The sequence below is a fragment of the Streptomyces sp. NPDC088097 genome (genome assembly GCF_044741845.1).
In the GTDB taxonomy this organism is placed as follows: Bacteria; Actinomycetota; Actinomycetes; order Streptomycetales; family Streptomycetaceae; genus Streptomyces.
Genome location: NZ_JBIUTJ010000001.1, coordinates 658,163 through 674,115, shown reverse-complemented (window position 1 = coordinate 674,115; position 15,953 = coordinate 658,163). Strand labels below are relative to the sequence as shown.

Sequence of the window (15,953 nt, the reverse complement as noted above, 5' to 3'; positions counted from 1 at the left end):
GTGGGTTGGGGTGGTCGGCGAGGTGGGCCTCGGGAGCGCGCCGGATGTTCGCCCGGCGGTCGGGCCGCGTATACCACTAGTCGCCCATCCGTATGGACAACTTCGGTATTCCGGCGCAAAGAGCTGAAAGCAGACGGTCGTTGGCGTTACTGTCAGTTTCGTGTTCGCTGCAGAACGTCGCCAATTGATCCTCGAAATGGTGCGGGCCAACGGAGCGGTTTCGCTCCGGGAGCTCGCCCGCGTCGTCCAGACCTCCGAAGTGACCGTACGGCGGGACGTGCGGGCGCTGGAGGCAGAAGGACTCCTCGACCGCCGGCACGGCGGTGCGGTACTGCCGGGCGGTTTCACCCGTGAATCCGGCTTTCCGCAAAAGTCCCATCTCGCGACGGCGGAGAAGACCGCCATCGCCGATGTCGCGGCCGGCCTCGTAGAAGAGGGCGAGGCCGTCGTCGTCGGCGCGGGTACCACCACCCAGGAGCTGGCCCGCCGGCTCGCCCGGGTGCCCGGACTCACCGTCGTGACCAACTCCCTGCTCGTCGCCCAGGCCCTCGCCCACGCCAACCGGGTGGAGGTGGTGATGACCGGCGGAACCCTGCGCGGGACCAACTACGCCCTCGTGGGCAGTGGCGCCGAACAGTCCCTCCAGGGGCTGCGCGTCTCCCGGGCCTTCCTGTCCGGGAGCGGGCTGACGGCCGAACGCGGTCTGTCCACCTCCAACATGCTCTCCGCGAGCGTGGACCGGGCCCTGGTCCAGGCCGCGGCCGAGGTGGTGGTGCTCGCCGACCACACGAAGCTGGGCACCGACACCATGTTCCAGACCGTGCCGACCGACGTCATGACGCGGCTGGTCACGAACGAGCCGCCGCCCCACGACGACCGGGCCGCCACCGAGCTCCAGGCGCTGGCCGACCAAGGCGTGCAGATCACCGTCGCGGGCGCGGCGGTGGCCTCCGGCGGGGGCCACGGCCCCGGCGCGTCCGGGGACGGCATGCAGGGGCGCAGGCCGCGGCGGGATTCCCCGCTGCCGGTCCAGCGGCGCGGCGGACCCACCGCCCAGCTGCGCAGCGCGCCCGCCTCGATGCTGGAGCAGCAGGCCGGGGAGCGGGCCAGGGTCGCCGACATGCGGCGCCGCTGAATCCCGTCGTCGCAGTAGCGCCGGCAGGACCCGGCCATCGCCTTCCGGGCGTGTCCGCGGGGCCGCTCCCGCCAGGGTGGCCCCGCGGAGATCGCCCGGTCGACGACGCAGGCCCCGCCCGGAGAACCGGGCGGGGCCTGCGTCATGGGCGCTCACGAGCGCCGCGCCCGAAGGCGGCGGGATCAGTCCTTGATCTCGCAGATGGTGGCGCCGGAGGTGAGGGAGGCCCCGACCTCGGCGTTGAGGCCGACGATGGTGCCGGAGCGGTGCGCGTTGAGCGGCTGCTCCATCTTCATCGCTTCCAGGACCACGACGAGGTCGCCCTCGTTGACCTGCTGGCCCTCTTCGACCGCGACCTTGACGATCGTGCCCTGCATCGGCGAGGCGAGGGTGTCGCCGGAGGCGGCGGGCCCCGACTTCTTGGCGGCCCGCCGCTTGGGCTTGGCGCCCCCGGCGGCCGCGGTGCGGGCCAGGGTCATGCCGAGCGAGGACGGCAGGGAGACTTCGAGGCGCTTGCCGCCGACCTCGACGACGACGGTCTCACGACCGGGCTCGTCCTCGGAGTCCTCGGCGGCCGGGGCCACGAAGGCGGGGATCTCGTTGACGAACTCGGTCTCGATCCACCGGGTGAAGACCGTGAACGGGCTCCCGTCGGTGGGGGCGAAAGCGGGGTCGGCGACGACGGCGCGGTGGAAGGGGATGGCGGTGGCCATGCCCTCGACCTCGAACTCGGCGAGCGCGCGGGCGGCGCGCTGGAGGGCCTGTTCGCGGGTGGCGCCGGTGACGATCAGCTTGGCCAGGAGCGAGTCCCAGGCGGGGCCGATGACGGAGCCGGACTCGACGCCGGTGTCGAGGCGGACGCCGGGACCGGTCGGGGGGTTGAACTTGGTGACGGTGCCGGGGGCGGGCAGGAAGCCTCGGCCCGGGTCCTCGCCGTTGATGCGGAACTCGAAGGAGTGACCGCGCAGGACGGGGTCGCCGTAGCCGAGTTCCTCGCCGTCGGCGATGCGGAACATCTCGCGTACGAGGTCGATGCCCGCGACCTCTTCGGTGACCGGGTGCTCGACCTGGAGGCGGGTGTTGACCTCCAGGAAGGAGATCAGGCCGTCGGCGGAGACCAGGAACTCGACGGTGCCGGCGCCGACGTAGCCGGCTTCCTTGAGGATGGCCTTCGAGGCGGCGTAGAGCTCCTCGTTCTGGGCCTGCGTCAGGAACGGGGCCGGGGCTTCCTCGACCAGCTTCTGGTGGCGACGCTGGAGCGAGCAGTCACGGGTGGAGACGACGACCACGTTGCCGTGGGAGTCGGCCAGGCACTGGGTCTCCACGTGGCGGGGCTTGTCGAGGTAGCGCTCGACGAAGCACTCGCCGCGCCCGAAGGCCGCGACGGCCTCGCGGACGGCGGAGTCGTAGAGCTCGGGAATCTCTTCGAGGTTCCGGGCGACCTTGAGTCCGCGTCCACCGCCGCCGAAGGCGGCCTTGATGGCGACGGGCAGGCCGTGTTCGCGGGCGAACGCGACGACCTCGTCGGAGCCGGAGACCGGGTCGGGGGTGCCCGCGACCAGGGGGGCCCCGGCGCGCTGGGCGATGTGGCGGGCGGCGACCTTGTCGCCGAGGTCGCGGATGGCCTGCGGCGGCGGGCCGATCCAGGTCAGGCCGGCGTCGATGACGGCCTGGGCGAACTCCGCGTTCTCGGACAGGAAGCCGTATCCGGGGTGGACGGCGTCCGCTCCGGCGTCGGCGGCGGCCTGCAGGACCTTCGCCATGTCGAGGTAACTGGCGGCCGGGGTGTCACCACCCAACGCGAAAGCTTCGTCTGCCGCGCGGACGTGCAGAGCGTCCCGGTCCGGATCGGCGTAGACGGCTACGCTCGCGATCCCGGCGTCCCGGCAGGCCCGAGCAACGCGGACAGCGATTTCGCCACGGTTGGCGATGAGCACCTTGCGCACGATGGCTCCCTCCTTGAAACAAGCTGAGTTTAGGGACTGCCGACACGGCCTTTCGACCCTTCCCCGCAGGTGACCTTGCCCACACAGAGGGTCGTCCGCAGTCCTCCGGAGTGGAAAAACCCTTGTGTCGCCCCAGGTCAGGGAGTTCCCCGACTGCACAGTAGCCCTGTTGTACGCCGCAGGTCTCTGTTCCCCGGGTAAGCGGCCCCGGCCGATTCTTTGTCGAGTCCCTACGAACGACCCGAGCATTCTTTGAGAGGCGCCCGCGGGGGAGGGGGCCATCCGTATTGGGGGTGCCCGGGCTCTTGTCCCGGGGTTTACCCGCAAGTAGCCTCCAGGTCGTCGAACGCGGTCGTCGAACGCGCCTGTGGCGTGCGGGGGGTGGGACATGGTGCCGCGAAGGCTCGTCGCCGGGCTGGCCGCGCTGGCGCTGGTCGCGGAGGCGGTGGTGCTGGTCCTCGTCAACCTGGTGCTGGCCGCCACCACCGCGAACCAGTCGATGTCGATCGGCGGCGCCGATCCGGCCCTCATGTCGAAGGCGACCTACGTACTGGGCGCGGTGACGGGGGGCTTCCTGCTGCTGTGCGCCGTGCTCCTCGCGGTGGCGGCGGTGCGCGACCGGGCACCCGGCGTCCCCGCCCGCCTCGTGCTCGTCGTCGCCGCGGTGGTCCACGCGCTGCTCGGCGTCGTTGCCGTGGCGGTCGTCGGCTGGGGCGCCTTCGTGGCGACGACGACGATCTTCTGCCTGCTGGTGCTGTTCCTGATGCTCTACGGCCGGTCGCGGCGCGAGGAACTCACGCCCACAAGTCCGTGATGGACACGCCCAGTTCTCCGAGCAGGGCGCGCAGCAGCGGCAGCGACAGTCCGATCACGTTGCCGGGGTCGCCGTCGATGCCGTCGATGAAGGGGGCCGACAGCCCGTCCAGGGTGAAGGCGCCCGCCACGTGCAGCGGCTCGCCGCTGGCCACGTACGCCGCCACCTCCGCGTCCGTCGGCTCGCCGAAGCGCACGGTCGTGGAGGCCGTCGCCGAGACCTGACGCCCGGTGGTGGTGTCGATCACGCAGTGGCCGGTGCGCAGGACTCCCGCCCGACCGCGCATCGACTTCCAGCGGGCGGTGGCCTCCTCGGCGTCCGCCGGCTTGCCCAACGCCTCTCCGTCCAGCTCCAGTACGGAGTCGCAGCCGATCACCAGCGCGCCCGCCGCCTCGGGGAGGCCGACGACCACGGCCGCCTTGGCCTCGGCCAACGCCAGGGCGAGGGCGGCCGGTTCGTCGTGGTTCAGGGTGTCCTCGTCGAACCCGCTGACGATCACGTGCGGGGCGAGCCCGGCCTGCCGCAGCAGGTTCAGTCGTGCGGGGGAGGCGGAGGCGAGGACGACGGGGCGGGGCGAGGCAGCAGTCATGGGGGCCATCGTAGGGCCGTCCTCGCGGCCGACCGGGCCTCGCGGGCCGGCGCCGAAAGAGACGGCCCAAGGGCCGCCCCGTGATCCCTGGTGGGCGCGCGCCGATCCACCACGGATTGCGGGACAGCCCTCAGACGCCGAGGACGTAGACCACCACCAGCATGGCGAGGACGAGGATCAGGATCATCCGCCGCAGCATGGTCTGTGCGTCGCGCATGTCCTCGGGGGGCTCGTTCTCGGGGTCGGACCAGAGCATGTACCGATCCTGCCCCCGGGAACGGCGATGGCGCTTGAGTACGGATACTCAAGCGCCACGGTTTCTCACGACGAACGTCCTGAACATGAAGAGTTCATGACACCTTTGCGTCGTACGCCAGTCGGTTGTCGTACTCGGTCCGGGCCGAGGAGATCTGCGTCTCGTGCGCCTCGGTCCAGTCGACCAGGGCCTGGATGGTGTCGTGCAGGCTCTCCCCGAGCGGTGTGAGCTCGTAGTCCACGCGGGGCGGTACGACGGGATGGACCGTGCGCCGGACCATGCCGTCCCGTTCGAGCTGACGGAGGGTGACCGTCAGCATGCGCTGGCTGATCCCCTCGATCATGCGCCGCAGCTCGGAGAAGCGCAGCGATCGGCGTTCGAGGTACGAGATGACGAGCAGTGACCACTTGTCGGCGACCCGGTCGAGGATCTGCCGCACTTCGCAGCCCTCGCGGGTGTCCCACTGGCGGATCTCGTAATCCTCGTCGGTACCCGTGCAGTGCGTCGGTGACTTCAAAGTGCCTTCTTCCATGGTGAGTCAGCCTGCCGCAAGATACCGATGGTTACAAGTGGGAACCGGCACTCTCCCCCGGCCGCCGATAAAAGGCTGTCGTCCCTCACCGAATCCTCAATGGATCCTCATGGGAGTGGAGGGAATAGCCGCTTCTTCTCGAATTTATTCCTCAGTGTTCAAGGAGATTCCTGTGTCCGCACCGCAGACCCCACCGGACAGTGGCACCGACCGCATGAGCGGGCGCGCTTGGGGCGTGCTGTTCGTGCTGTGTGGCGCGATCTTCCTCGAAGGCATCGACGTCGCCATGCTCAACGTGGCACTGCCCTCGATCCGCGAGGACCTCGGCCTGTCCACCAGCACCCTTCAGTGGGTCATGAGCTCGTACGTCCTCGGCTACGGCGGCTTCATGCTCTTCGGCGGCCGCGCCGCCGACCTGTTCGGACGCCGCCAGATGTTCGTCTTCTGGCTGACCGTCTTCCTGCTCTTCTCCGGTCTCGGCGGCTTCGCGACCGAGGGCTGGATGCTCCTCGCCGCGCGCTTCGTGACCGGTGTCGCCGCCGCCTTCATGGCGCCCGCCGGCCTGTCGATCATCACCACCAGCTTCGAGGAGGGCGCGGCGCGCAACAAGGCGCTCCTGGTCTACTCGGGCACCGCGGCCGGCGGCTTCTCCATCGGCCTCGTCGTCGGCGGCCTGCTGAGCGCCGTCAGCTGGCGCCTGGTGTTCTTCGCCCCGGTGGTCCTCTCGGCGATCATCCTGGTCGCGGCCCTCGCCCTGATCCCGAAGTCCGAGAAGCCGGCGCGCAACGGCGAGCCGATCGACCTCGGCGGCGCGCTCAGCGTCACCGCCGCCATCCTGCTGCTGGTCTTCGCCGTGGAGCGGGCGCCGCACGTCGACGCCCTGTGGACGGTCGGCACGGTCGCCGCCAGCCTCCTGCTCTTCGCCGTCTTCATCGGCATCGAGCGCTCGTCCCGCTCGCCGCTGGTGCGCCTGGGCCTCTTCCGCAACGGACCGCTGGTCCGCTCCAACCTGGCGGCCCTGCTCTTCTCCGGAGGCTTCTTCGGCTTCCAGTTCATCGTGGTTCTCTACCTCCAGGAACTGCGCGACTGGTCGACCCTCCAGACCAGCTTCGCGATGATCGTCATCGGCATCGACGCGATCCTGTCTCCGACCCTGACCCCGAAGCTGGTCGAGAAGTTCGGCAACGGCAAGGTCATCTTCGGCGGCCTGGTCCTCGCCTCCCTCGCCTACGCCCTCTTCCTGCCCCTCGGCGCGGACTGGACGTACCTGGCCATGCTGCCGAGCCTGGTCATCCTGGGCCTGGCCTTCTCCCTGGCGTACGGTCCGCTGACCATCGCCGGTACCGAGGGCATCGCCGAGGAGGAGCAGGGCGTCGCCGGCGGCCTCCTCTACACCTCCTTCCAGTTCGGTGCCGCGCTCGGCCTCTCCGCGGCCACCGGTGTGCTGGTCGCCGCCACCGACGGCAACCAGGCCGCCGCCGACCTGGACGCCTACCAGACCGCGCTGATCGTCCCGCTCGCCTTCGCCGCGGTCGCCGCCCTCATCAGCCTCTTCGGGATCCGCGACAAGGCGCCCGAGCCCGAGGTCGCCCCGGCCGTCGGCGGTGCCGAGACGGCCGAGCCCGCGGGGGTCCTGCACTGACGGACGACCCCCAGACGCCCCGCGCCGCTTCCGAGCGGCCCCCCTGTCGCACCTCGCCCCGGTCCCCTGGCCGGGGCGAGGTGTTTTTCGTACGCGGGCTCCCCTCCCGTGCGCCGGCCCATCCGAGAGGATCCGGAAAGAGTCTCCGAAGAGTTTCCGATTACCGGCCTGTGACCGGGCGTCGTGAGAATGGGACTCGCAGGTCGGCGTGCTGGTGGAGTCGGTTTCCGCATTTCGGGAGCGCATCCGGTGCCGTAATTCGGTACAGCCTGGCGAATCCCTCCCGTCACGCATCGTCAAATGAATTCTCAATGCTGAGGAGAGCAGAATGAGCACGACTGACACGGCGGTCGCCGCGGTACTGGAAAAGGTGTCGGCGCTGGCCCCGGCGCTCCGTGCGAGCGGCCCCGAGAACGAGGAGCGCCGCTGGATCTCCGACGAGGACGTCAAGCACCTCGACGAGGCCGGCGTCTTCCGCCTCTCCGTCCCGGCGCGCTTCGGCGGCATCGACGCGCCCATCGCGCGCACGGCCGAGGTCCTCAACGCGATCGCCAGGGCCGAGACCGCGACCGGCTGGGTCTCGATGCTCTGGGTCTCCAGCGCCTGGGTGCTCACCTTCTTCCCGGACCGCGCCCAGGAGGAGGTCTTCGCGGCCGGCTCCGTCCGCGCGTCGACCGGTTTCACCCCCACCGGCACCCTGGCGCCCAGCGGTGACGCCTACGTGCTCAACGGCTCCTGGAAGTGGCTCACCGGCGTCCGCGGCTCCGACTGGGCGATCCTCGCGGCCCTCCTCCCGGGCGCCGACGGCACCCCCGCCCCCTTCGCGGCCGTCGTCCCGGTCGCGGAGCTCGACATCGTCGACGACTGGCACGCCTCCTCGGCCGCCGCCACCGGCAGCTCCAGCGTCACCGCCGAGAACGTCACCGTGCCGGCCCACCGGGTCGTCAGCCTCATCGAGATCCTCGGCGGGGTCACCGGCGACCGCTCCAACACGGGTGCGAACGGCCGCAACTACGGCTTCATCCCCACCATCACCACCCTGGCCACCTCCTCGTACATCGGCATAGCCAAGGGTGCCTACGAGCTGTTCCTGGAGCGCGTCCAGGGCCGCGGCATCACCTACACCTCCTGGACCGAGCAGAAGCTCTCGCCGGTCACCCAGATCCAGGTGGCCACCGCCGCGAACAAGATCGCCGCCGCCGAGGCGCTCCAGGCGGGCCAGCTGACCGGCCTCCAGGCGCACGCCGACGCCGGAACCCTGCCGAGCGTCGACGAGCGGGCCGCCTCGCGCGGCCAGGGTGCCTACGCGATCCAGCTGGCCAAGGAGGCGGTGGACGTCCTCTTCGAGGCCAGCGGCGCCTCCGCGATCCAGCGGGACGTCCCGATCCAGCGCTACCACCGCGACATCACGGGCCTCTCGCTGCACGCCATGTTCGCCTTCAACACCAACCAGGAGGTGCACGGGCGCGCCCTCCTCGGCCTCGCCCCGGACACCCCCTTCCTCTAGATCCTCCCGCGGCAGGCCCGTCTTCCCCCCCTCCACCGGGCCGGCCGCCATCCCACCGGGCCACCCGCCGCCCCCGACGGCGGGTGGCCCGTTGCCGTATCCGCCCTCCTACGGAAGGACCCATCGCCATGACCGAGAAGAACCGCAGGACCGACCGGACCGTCCTCGTGCTCGGCGGCACCGGCAAGACCGGCCGCCGTGTCGTCCAGGGCCTCCGGGCGCGCGGTGCCACCGCCCGCGCGGCCGGCCGTTCCGGTCCCGTCCACTTCGACTGGGACGACCGCGGCACCTGGGGCCCCGCGCTGGCCGGCGCGGACGCCGCGTACCTGGTCGACCTCCAGGACAAGCCCGGGGTGTGGGACGTCGATGCCCACCTGCGCGCGCTGGCCGCGCTCGCCGCCGAAAACGGCGTGCGCCGCCTGGTCCTGCTCCAGGCCCGCGTGACCGACGACGTCGGCGGCAAGTCGCTCATCGCGGGGGAGGCGGCGGTGCGCGAGTCGGGCCTCGAATGGACCGTCCTGCGCCCCAACTGGTTCCACCAGAACTTCGACGAGGGCGTCCTGCTGGAGTCCGTGATCGACGGCCGGGTGGCCCTGCCGGCCGGCGACGGGCGCGAGCCGTTCGTGGACGCCGAGGACGTGGCCGCCGTCGCGGTCGCGGCCCTGCTCGACGAGGGGCACGCCGGGCAGACGTACGAGCTGAGCGGCCCCCGCGCGATCAGCATCGCGGAGGCGGTCGCGGAGATCTCCGCCGCCACCGGGCGGGCGATCGAGTACGTACCGGTCGAGCACGCGGACTACGTGGCCGAACTGGTCGGCTACGAGGTCCCGGAGGACTACGCCCTCTTCGTCGCCGACCTCGTCGCGCAGATCCGCGACAACCGCAATGCCGAGCCGACGGACACCGTGCGCCGGGTCCTGGGACGCGAGCCGCGCGACTTCGCCGACTTCGTCAAGGACGCGGCGGCGGCCGGGGTCTGGAACGTCTGATCCCGACGCCGTCCGCACGTGCCGAAGGGCCGGCCCCCTGACGGGGTCGGCCCTTCGTCGTGTTCCCGTACGGGCGCCGAGCGCGCGAGGGCCGGTGCTCAGGCCGGTACGCGGCGGCGCGGACGGACCGGCGGGTGGAGGCCGGCCACGGGCTGGAGCGGCAGGTGGGCCTCGACGAGGGTGCCGCCCGACGGGGAACTGCGCAGGGTCAGCCGGCCGCCGATGTCCTCGACCCGCTCCGCCATCGACCGCAGGCCCTGGTGTCCGTGGCCCGCACGCAGTTCGCGCTCCGGGTCGAACCCGACGCCGTCGTCCTCGACGCGGGCGTACGCCCAGCGCCGGGTGGTCCGCACCGCCACCTGCACCTTCCGCGCACGGGAGTGGGCGAAGCTGTTGCGCAGCGCCTCGCGCAGGGTGAGGAAGACGTCGCGGCGGTGGGCCTCGGGCAGCAGGCCCTCGTCGCCGGTGACCTTGACGCTCACCCGCACTCCGGCCGGGGCGGCGGTTTCGGCGAAGGAGAGCAGGGCCCTTTCGAGCGGGGGCAGTTCCTGCTCCTCGTGGGCGCCGAAGACCAGGGAGCGCAGGCGGGCGTCGGCCTCGCCGAGGATCCGCAGGGCCTGTCGGAAGCGTCGGGGCTCGTCCGCGGTGGCGTGACCGGGGTCGTGATCGTGATCGGTGCCTGGTTCGGCGTCGTGACCGGTGCCTGGTTCGGTGCCTGGTTCGTGGTGCGGGTCGTCGCCGTGGGTGGGTCCGTGGGTGGGGCCGGCGGGGCACCCGGCCAGCAGCAGCCGGGCCGTGGTGATGCCCACCGCGACCTGGTCGTGCAACTCTCGGGAGAACCAGCGCTGTTCGTGCCAGCAGCAGTCCGCCTCGGCGGCTCCCGCTCCGGTGCGGGCCGCGGCCTCGGTGTCGGCGGCGGCCTCGCGCAGCGATTGGCCCAGGGCCCGGACGGTGGCCCCGGTCAGGGAGCCGGTGTCCGACATCTGGAGGACCGCGCATTCCATGAGCAGGGACACCGCCACCGCGCCGAGCCGTACGGGCGCGGGCGCGGGCCCGGACCGGCCGGCGGGGCGCGAAGGCACGCCGAGGGCCTCCGCGAGCGTGGCCCGGGCCTGTTCGGACAGGGCCCGGCGCAGGGCGCGATCGGAGCGGGCGGACGGCGGCAGCGCGGCCGGCAGCGCCGCCTCGAACCGGCACAGCACGGCGTCGATCTCGGCCTGCGGAGTGAGCGCGCCGGCCGCCGCCCGGGAGGGCAGCCGGATCACCTCCCGGCCGAGGTCGGGGCCGGGGCCGGACCGGGCCGCGCGGGCCGCGGACCCGGGGGCCGGGGCCGGGGCCGGACCGGACGCCCGCGGCGCCGGGAGGGCCGGCGCCACCACCGCCGGGGGCCGGGGCGCCCGGGAGGCGACCGTCGCGCGGGACAGCCCCTCTTGCAGCGCCCGGGTGAAGCCGGGGCCGATGACGGCGTCCCAGCCGGGCGTCGGGGCGGTCATCGGCCGTGCGGCGCGAGCCGCTGGAAGCCGCCGTCGTAGAACAGCAGGCCGCCGCTGTCCTGGTCGCCGAGGCCGGCGTCGGCCACGGTGCCGATGAACAGGGTGTGGTCGCCCGAGTCGTGGGCCTCGGTCACCTCGCACTCCAGCCAGGCCAGGGCGCCCGCGAGCAGCGGCGCGCCGGTGCGCTCGCCCCGCTCCCAGTCGATCCCGGTGAACTGGGCTGGTCCGAGCGGACGCTTCTTGTCGGCGAAGAAGCGGGCGAGCCCCTCTTGGCCGGCTCCCATGATGGAGACGCCGAAGTGCCCGGCCGAGGTGATCGCCCGGTACATGACGGCGCTGTGCGCGATCGAGACGAGAACGGTCGGCGGTGTCAGCGAGACGGAGGTGAAGGCGTTGGCGGTCATACCGTGGATGGACTCGCCGCCGACGGACAGCACCGTCACGCCGGTCGCGAACCGGGACATCACCTCGCGCAGCGAGGCCGGCGTCCGCGCGGCCGCGGACCGGCCGGTGGGGGTCGGGGTCTGGGTCGTTGCAGAATTCATTTCGCGCCCTTCCGGTAATTTACCGGAACAAAAAATATCCAGACGGCACTAACGGTCTTCTCAATCGGCGGGCACCGGCCGGTAACCGCCCGCTCTGCGGGCCCGGGAAGGGCATTCGATTACCGCACGGTTCCCAGGGATTTCCGACCCGTTGCGCGGAGGTGGTTAGGGTGACCGCCATGAATACCACCCCTGCCGAGCTTCAGCTCGCGGAGCCATTTCTTCTGGGATGGCTGTCATCGGTCGGACTCGACGTCGAGTACGTGCGCGCCGAGGGGAATACCCTCTTCTACACGGACGCGGCGGGGGAGGAGGTCCCGGTCGTCGATTTCGCGGGCGGCTACGGATCGGTCCTCCTGGGACACAACCACCCGGAGATATCGGCCCTCGCGCGGGAGCTCATCGCCCGTCAGGTGGCCGTGCACGCGCAGTTCTCCCGCCACCCGTACGCCAACGAGGTCGCGAACACGCTGAACCGCATCGTGCAGCGGGAGACCGGCTCGCCGGAACCGTACTCGGCGATCTTCGCGAACAGCGGGGCCGAGGCCGTCGAGGCGGCCGTCAAGCACGCCGAGCTGGACCGGGGACTGCGCCTGGCACAGCTGCGCACCGAGCTGGCCGAGCACCTGGCGGAGGCCCGGGCGGCCGTGGCCGGGGGTACGGCCGTCTCTCCCGCGGCCTACGCCCTGGTGGGACTGGCCGTGCCCGGGGCCGATCGCGGGGAAGCGGGCTTCGAGGAACTGGCCGCCGAGGTCACCCGGCTCAACGAGGAGCGGACCAGCCGGCCGCCGGTGTTCCTCACGCTGGAGGGCGGCTTCCACGGGAAGCTGGTCGGAAGCGTGCAGCTGACGCACAACGAGGGCTACCGCACCCCCTTCTCCACCCTCGCGGCGCAGGCGCGGTTCATCCCCTTCGGCCGGGCCGACGTCCTGAAGGCCGTGGTGGAGGAGGAGCGGGTCGACGTCCTGGACCTGGTCCTGGTCGACGGCCGCGTGGACGCGGTCCGCCGCAACGCTCCCGTCTTCTGCGCCTTCGTGCTGGAGCCCATCCAGGGCGAGGGCGGAATTCGCGAGGTGGACGAGGATTTCGCCCGCGCGATCCAGCAGGTGACCGCCGAAGTCGACTGCCCGATCGTCATCGACGAGGTGCAGAGCGGAATGGGCCGCACCGGCGCATTCCTGGCGAGTTCCCAGATCGGCCTCACCGGCGATTACTACACGCTGGCGAAGAGCCTCGGCGGCGGAATCGCCAAAACGTCCGTCATGCTGACCAAGCAGTCGCGCTACCGGTCGGAGTTCGAGCTGGTACACAGTTCGACATTCGCGAAGGACGCCTTTTCCTGCCACATCTCGCAGAAGGTCCTGGACCTCCTGGAGGCAGACGGCGGAGCGGCCTACCGGATCGCCGCCGAGCGCGGCGAACGGCTGCGCGGCGCCCTGGAAGCCGTCCGCGCGGACTACCCGGACGTCGTCAAGGACGTCCGCGGGCGCGGCCTGATCCTCGGACTGGAGTTCCACGACCAGGCCGGGTCCACCTCAGAGGCCATCCGCGAGGCGGCCCCGTTGCTGGGCTACACCGTGGCCGGCTACCTGCTGCGCGAGCACCGCATCCGTACGTTCCCCACCGCCAGCGCGGTGAACACCCTGCGGTTCGAGCCCTCCCTGTTCGTCTCGGACGCCGAGATCGACCGGTTGGAGGCGGCGCTGCGTGCCGTCGGCGCGCTCTTCCGGGCCGACGACGGAGAGGGCCTGACACGGTGGTGAGCCGGGGCGCCCCGCCGGAGCGGGAGCGATCGGGGCGCCCCCACCCGACGCCGGCCCCCGGGGAGTTCCCCGGGGGCCGGCTCGGTACACGCGCAGGAGGGCGCCGCCGCGCTGCGGGTGCCCGCTAGGCCGGGCACGCGTTCGGCACGCGTTCGGAGGCCGGAGCCTCGACCGGCGGCAACAGGGTGATGGTCGAGACGCGCCGCTTGCCGCCGCCCCAGTCCACCCGTTGCTCCAACAGCTCCGTGCGGGCCGTCACCACCAGCAGCAGGGGAGCCTCCCCGGCCGAGTCCGCGAGCCGCTCGATGCGGTCGAGCAACAGCGGATGCGCCTGGTGGAGGTCGTCTATGGCCACCACCAGGGGGACGATGCCGGCCAGGGCGACCAGGAACTCGCCCCAGTACCTGAGAAGTTCGGGTTCGGCGCCGGGCGTACGGGTCCCGGACTGCGGGAGGAGCGGCAGTAGCCCCTCGCGCAGGCGCGCCTGGTGCGCCGGGTCGATCGGCAGGGTCCGGACCAGCGTGGCGAGCTTCTCCCGAGCCGCCGTCGCCGAGTCGGACGCCTTGACGCGGCAGCACCGGGCCAGGATCTCGGCGGGCAGGTCCAGCGGGCCGGCCGCGCCGGCGGCGCGGGCGACCACGATCCGCGTGGACTGCGGGAACTGTTCGGAGATGCTGCGGGTGAACTCCATCAGCAGGTGGGTGCGGCCCACCCCCGCCTCGCCGAGCACGGTGACGAGGTGGGGCACCGAGCGGTGCCGGGTCCAATCCAACAGGCCGCCCAAGATGCCCAGTTCGAGAATCCGGTCCGTCTGGGGGCAGCCGCCCTGGTCGCAGACGTCCCCGACCCGCCAGGAGTCCCAGAGGTCCGAGGCCGGTTGGCAGGCCACGATGTGCGCGGTCGCGATCCGCGCCGCGCCGTTGATCCACACCTCCCCGTCCGGTACCTGGGACAGCAGCACCTGACCCTCGTCCAGCAGGGTTCCCGAGACGTGGGGCAGCGAGCCCGGGGCGTCGGGACGCAGCCGTACGAGGGCGCTCCCGGTGGTGACCGCGGCCCGTACGTACACCCCGCGCTCGGCCGCGAGCAGGTCGCGGATCGCGACGCCGGCGCGTACGGCCTGTTCGGCGTCGTTGGCCGGGGCGGAATCGTCCACGCCGAACAGGGCCAGGGTGGTCGACCCGATGGTGGCCAGGACCCGGCCCCCGAACGCCTCGACCTCCAGCCGGATCAGCGAGGCCAGCCGGTCCAGGGTGTCGTCCAGGTCCTCCAACTCCTCCGGGAGCGGGGCGACGAGGTCGCCGCCGCCCTGGGTGCCGACCAGCAGGGTGCTCACGGTCAGCCGGCGGGCCACCTCGCCCGGAGGGTTCGCCGCCCGCGCCGAGGGGGCCGACGGGCCCGCCGCGGCGAGGGCCGGGTCGGGGGTCGCGTGCGGGGGCTCGACGGGAGCGCCGGCGGGGGTGGCAAGGGGGGCGGAGGCCGGCGCCGGCGCCTCGACGAGGCGCACCGACGGCCGGGCGGCCGGGCGGGTCCCGTACAGCACCGGCTCGTCGCCCGGAGTCAGCGCGAGGTCGTGGGTCAGGATGGCGCGCTGGAGCATCTGCAGGCCGCGCCCGGGCTCCAGCCCGAGGTTCTCGACGAGGTCCGAGCGGACCCGGTCGTAGACGCTGAGCGCGTCGGCCTGCCGGCCGCACCGGTACAGCGCGAGCATGAGCTGGCCGGCCGTGCGTTCGCGCAACGGCTCGGCCGCGAAGAGGAGTTCGATCTCGCCCAGGACGGAGTGATGTCTCCCACAGGTCAGTTCTGCGTCGAACAGGTCCTCCATCGCGCCGAGGCGCACCTTGTTCGCGGAGTCCAACTCGGGCCAGGAGATGCCCGTTTCGGAGAGGTCGCACAACACGCGTCCGCGCCAGAGGGCCAGCCCCTCGCGCAGCAGGGCGGCGGCCTTCTCCGGGGCGTCGGCCGCCAGCTCGGCCCGGCCCTGGGTGGCCCGCTGTTGGAACACGGACAGGTCCACTAGTTCCGGGTCGACCCGCAGGATGTAGCCGGGGGCCTGGGTGAGCAGGGCGGTGGGGGGCGTCGTATCCGGTGGGGCCGCCGAGATGACGTTCCTCAGCCCCCAGACGGCGTTCTGGAGGATCTTCCGTGCGGTCGGGGGACTGTCCTCCACGTCCCAGAGAGCCCGCAGGAGTTGGCTCGTGGCGACGACTCGGTTGGCATGCAGGAGTAGGTATCCGAGCGTGGCGCGTTGCTTCGCCCCGCCCAGGGAAACGGTGGTGTCACCGGCCAGTGCTTCCAAAGGACCAAGTAAACGAAAACGCATTGTTCCCTCCTGGGTGCAGGAGATGGATCCTGCCACCCCCGGACCGGGTCCGGCCAGATATGGACGATGATTCGTCAGCTTTTCATGTTGCTGGTGTCTCCAGCCTGAATGGTTTTCAGCCGTCATCCCACCACGCGTATCTTGAAGAATTCTTGAAGCCCGGACCGCACGGGTGCCCTGGCCTGCCCGTGAGCGGTCTGCCGAGGTCACCGGGGGTGGAGAGTGAGCCTGCCTCGGCCAGGCGCGGTACCCCGGCGGTGACTCGGTCACTTTGAAGTGCCTTCTTCCCGCAGGGTTCACGGGCGTGCATGCTGGCTACACGCGGGCGTTGCATATTCGGAGTCCGCTGTGAAATATGAAAGCGGATTGGAGTCGCCGTGGCTGCGCGCGTGGAAAAGTTCTCAGAGGTCGAGGACAAA

Annotated in this window: 13 protein-coding genes; 6 read left to right on the top strand and 7 right to left on the bottom strand. The window is 71.7% G+C overall.

Annotated features, from left to right (window positions below):
• Positions 1 to 160: 160 nt before the first annotated feature.
• Positions 161 to 1,135, top strand: a complete 975-nt coding sequence (locus ACIOD1_RS02925; protein WP_365622721.1) for a DeoR/GlpR family DNA-binding transcription regulator — start codon at positions 161 to 163, stop codon at positions 1,133 to 1,135.
• Positions 1,136 to 1,317: 182 nt separating this feature from the next.
• Here the strand turns inward: ACIOD1_RS02925 and ACIOD1_RS02920 are convergent, their stop codons facing one another.
• Positions 1,318 to 3,081, bottom strand: a complete 1,764-nt coding sequence (locus ACIOD1_RS02920) for a biotin carboxylase N-terminal domain-containing protein (protein WP_365622719.1) — start codon at positions 3,079 to 3,081, stop codon at positions 1,318 to 1,320.
• A 388-nt stretch (positions 3,082 to 3,469) separates the two neighbouring features.
• Here ACIOD1_RS02920 and ACIOD1_RS02915 point away from each other — a divergent pair, with 388 nt between their 5' ends.
• Positions 3,470 to 3,895: a hypothetical protein gene (locus tag ACIOD1_RS02915; RefSeq protein ID WP_365622717.1), complete on the top strand. Its 426-nt coding sequence runs from the start codon at positions 3,470 to 3,472 to the stop codon at positions 3,893 to 3,895.
• Here ACIOD1_RS02915 and ACIOD1_RS02910 read toward each other — a convergent pair.
• The 3 genes from ACIOD1_RS02910 to ACIOD1_RS02900 all read right to left on the bottom strand — a co-directional run bounded on the left by ACIOD1_RS02910 (position 3,876) and on the right by ACIOD1_RS02900 (position 5,272).
• A complete protein-coding gene (locus tag ACIOD1_RS02910) occupies positions 3,876 to 4,493 on the bottom strand; it encodes a nucleoside triphosphate pyrophosphatase (RefSeq protein WP_401899797.1) in 618 nt (205 codons plus the stop codon). The two genes, ACIOD1_RS02915 and ACIOD1_RS02910, sit on opposite strands and share 20 nt — an antisense overlap.
• 121 nt (positions 4,494 to 4,614) lie before the next feature.
• On the bottom strand, positions 4,615 to 4,740 hold the full coding sequence (gene mmpB / locus ACIOD1_RS02905) for a morphogenic membrane protein MmpB (protein ID WP_365622713.1): 126 nt from the start codon (positions 4,738 to 4,740) through the stop codon (positions 4,615 to 4,617).
• Positions 4,741 to 4,834: 94 nt separating this feature from the next.
• On the bottom strand, positions 4,835 to 5,272 hold the full coding sequence (locus tag ACIOD1_RS02900; protein WP_365622711.1) for a helix-turn-helix domain-containing protein: 438 nt from the start codon (positions 5,270 to 5,272) through the stop codon (positions 4,835 to 4,837).
• Between the two features lie 214 nt (positions 5,273 to 5,486).
• Between ACIOD1_RS02900 and ACIOD1_RS02895 the strand changes: the two genes are divergently transcribed.
• The 3 genes from ACIOD1_RS02895 to ACIOD1_RS02885 all read left to right on the top strand — a co-directional run bounded on the left by ACIOD1_RS02895 (position 5,487) and on the right by ACIOD1_RS02885 (position 9,410).
• Positions 5,487 to 6,914, top strand: a complete 1,428-nt coding sequence (locus tag ACIOD1_RS02895; protein ID WP_365622966.1) for an MFS transporter — start codon at positions 5,487 to 5,489, stop codon at positions 6,912 to 6,914.
• A gap of 328 nt (positions 6,915 to 7,242) precedes the next feature.
• Positions 7,243 to 8,421 carry an acyl-CoA dehydrogenase gene (locus ACIOD1_RS02890; protein ID WP_365622709.1) on the top strand — a complete coding sequence of 393 codons (1,179 nt, stop codon included), beginning with the start codon at positions 7,243 to 7,245 and terminating at the stop codon, positions 8,419 to 8,421.
• Positions 8,422 to 8,549: 128 nt separating this feature from the next.
• Complete coding sequence (locus ACIOD1_RS02885; protein ID WP_365622708.1) at positions 8,550 to 9,410, top strand: NAD(P)H-binding protein; 861 nt, start codon at positions 8,550 to 8,552, stop codon at positions 9,408 to 9,410.
• 98 nt (positions 9,411 to 9,508) lie between these two features.
• On the opposite strand, the gene ACIOD1_RS02880 is transcribed toward ACIOD1_RS02885, so the two are convergent.
• Positions 9,509 to 10,903, bottom strand: coding sequence for a sensor histidine kinase (locus tag ACIOD1_RS02880; RefSeq protein ID WP_401899794.1), 1,395 nt, complete (start codon positions 10,901 to 10,903; stop codon positions 9,509 to 9,511).
• Complete coding sequence (locus ACIOD1_RS02875) at positions 10,900 to 11,448, bottom strand: flavin reductase family protein (protein ID WP_365622704.1); 549 nt, start codon at positions 11,446 to 11,448, stop codon at positions 10,900 to 10,902. Before ACIOD1_RS02875 ends, ACIOD1_RS02880 begins: the two co-directional genes overlap by 4 nt.
• A 179-nt stretch (positions 11,449 to 11,627) precedes the next feature.
• On the opposite strand from ACIOD1_RS02875, the gene ACIOD1_RS02870 reads away from it, so the two are divergent.
• Positions 11,628 to 13,211: an aminotransferase class III-fold pyridoxal phosphate-dependent enzyme gene (locus ACIOD1_RS02870; RefSeq protein WP_365622702.1), complete on the top strand. Its 1,584-nt coding sequence runs from the start codon at positions 11,628 to 11,630 to the stop codon at positions 13,209 to 13,211.
• A gap of 124 nt (positions 13,212 to 13,335) precedes the next feature.
• Here ACIOD1_RS02870 and ACIOD1_RS02865 read toward each other — a convergent pair whose 3' ends face one another.
• Positions 13,336 to 15,510, bottom strand: a complete 2,175-nt coding sequence (locus ACIOD1_RS02865) for a BTAD domain-containing putative transcriptional regulator (RefSeq protein ID WP_401899791.1) — start codon at positions 15,508 to 15,510, stop codon at positions 13,336 to 13,338.
• Between the last annotated feature and the right edge of the window lie 443 nt (positions 15,511 to 15,953).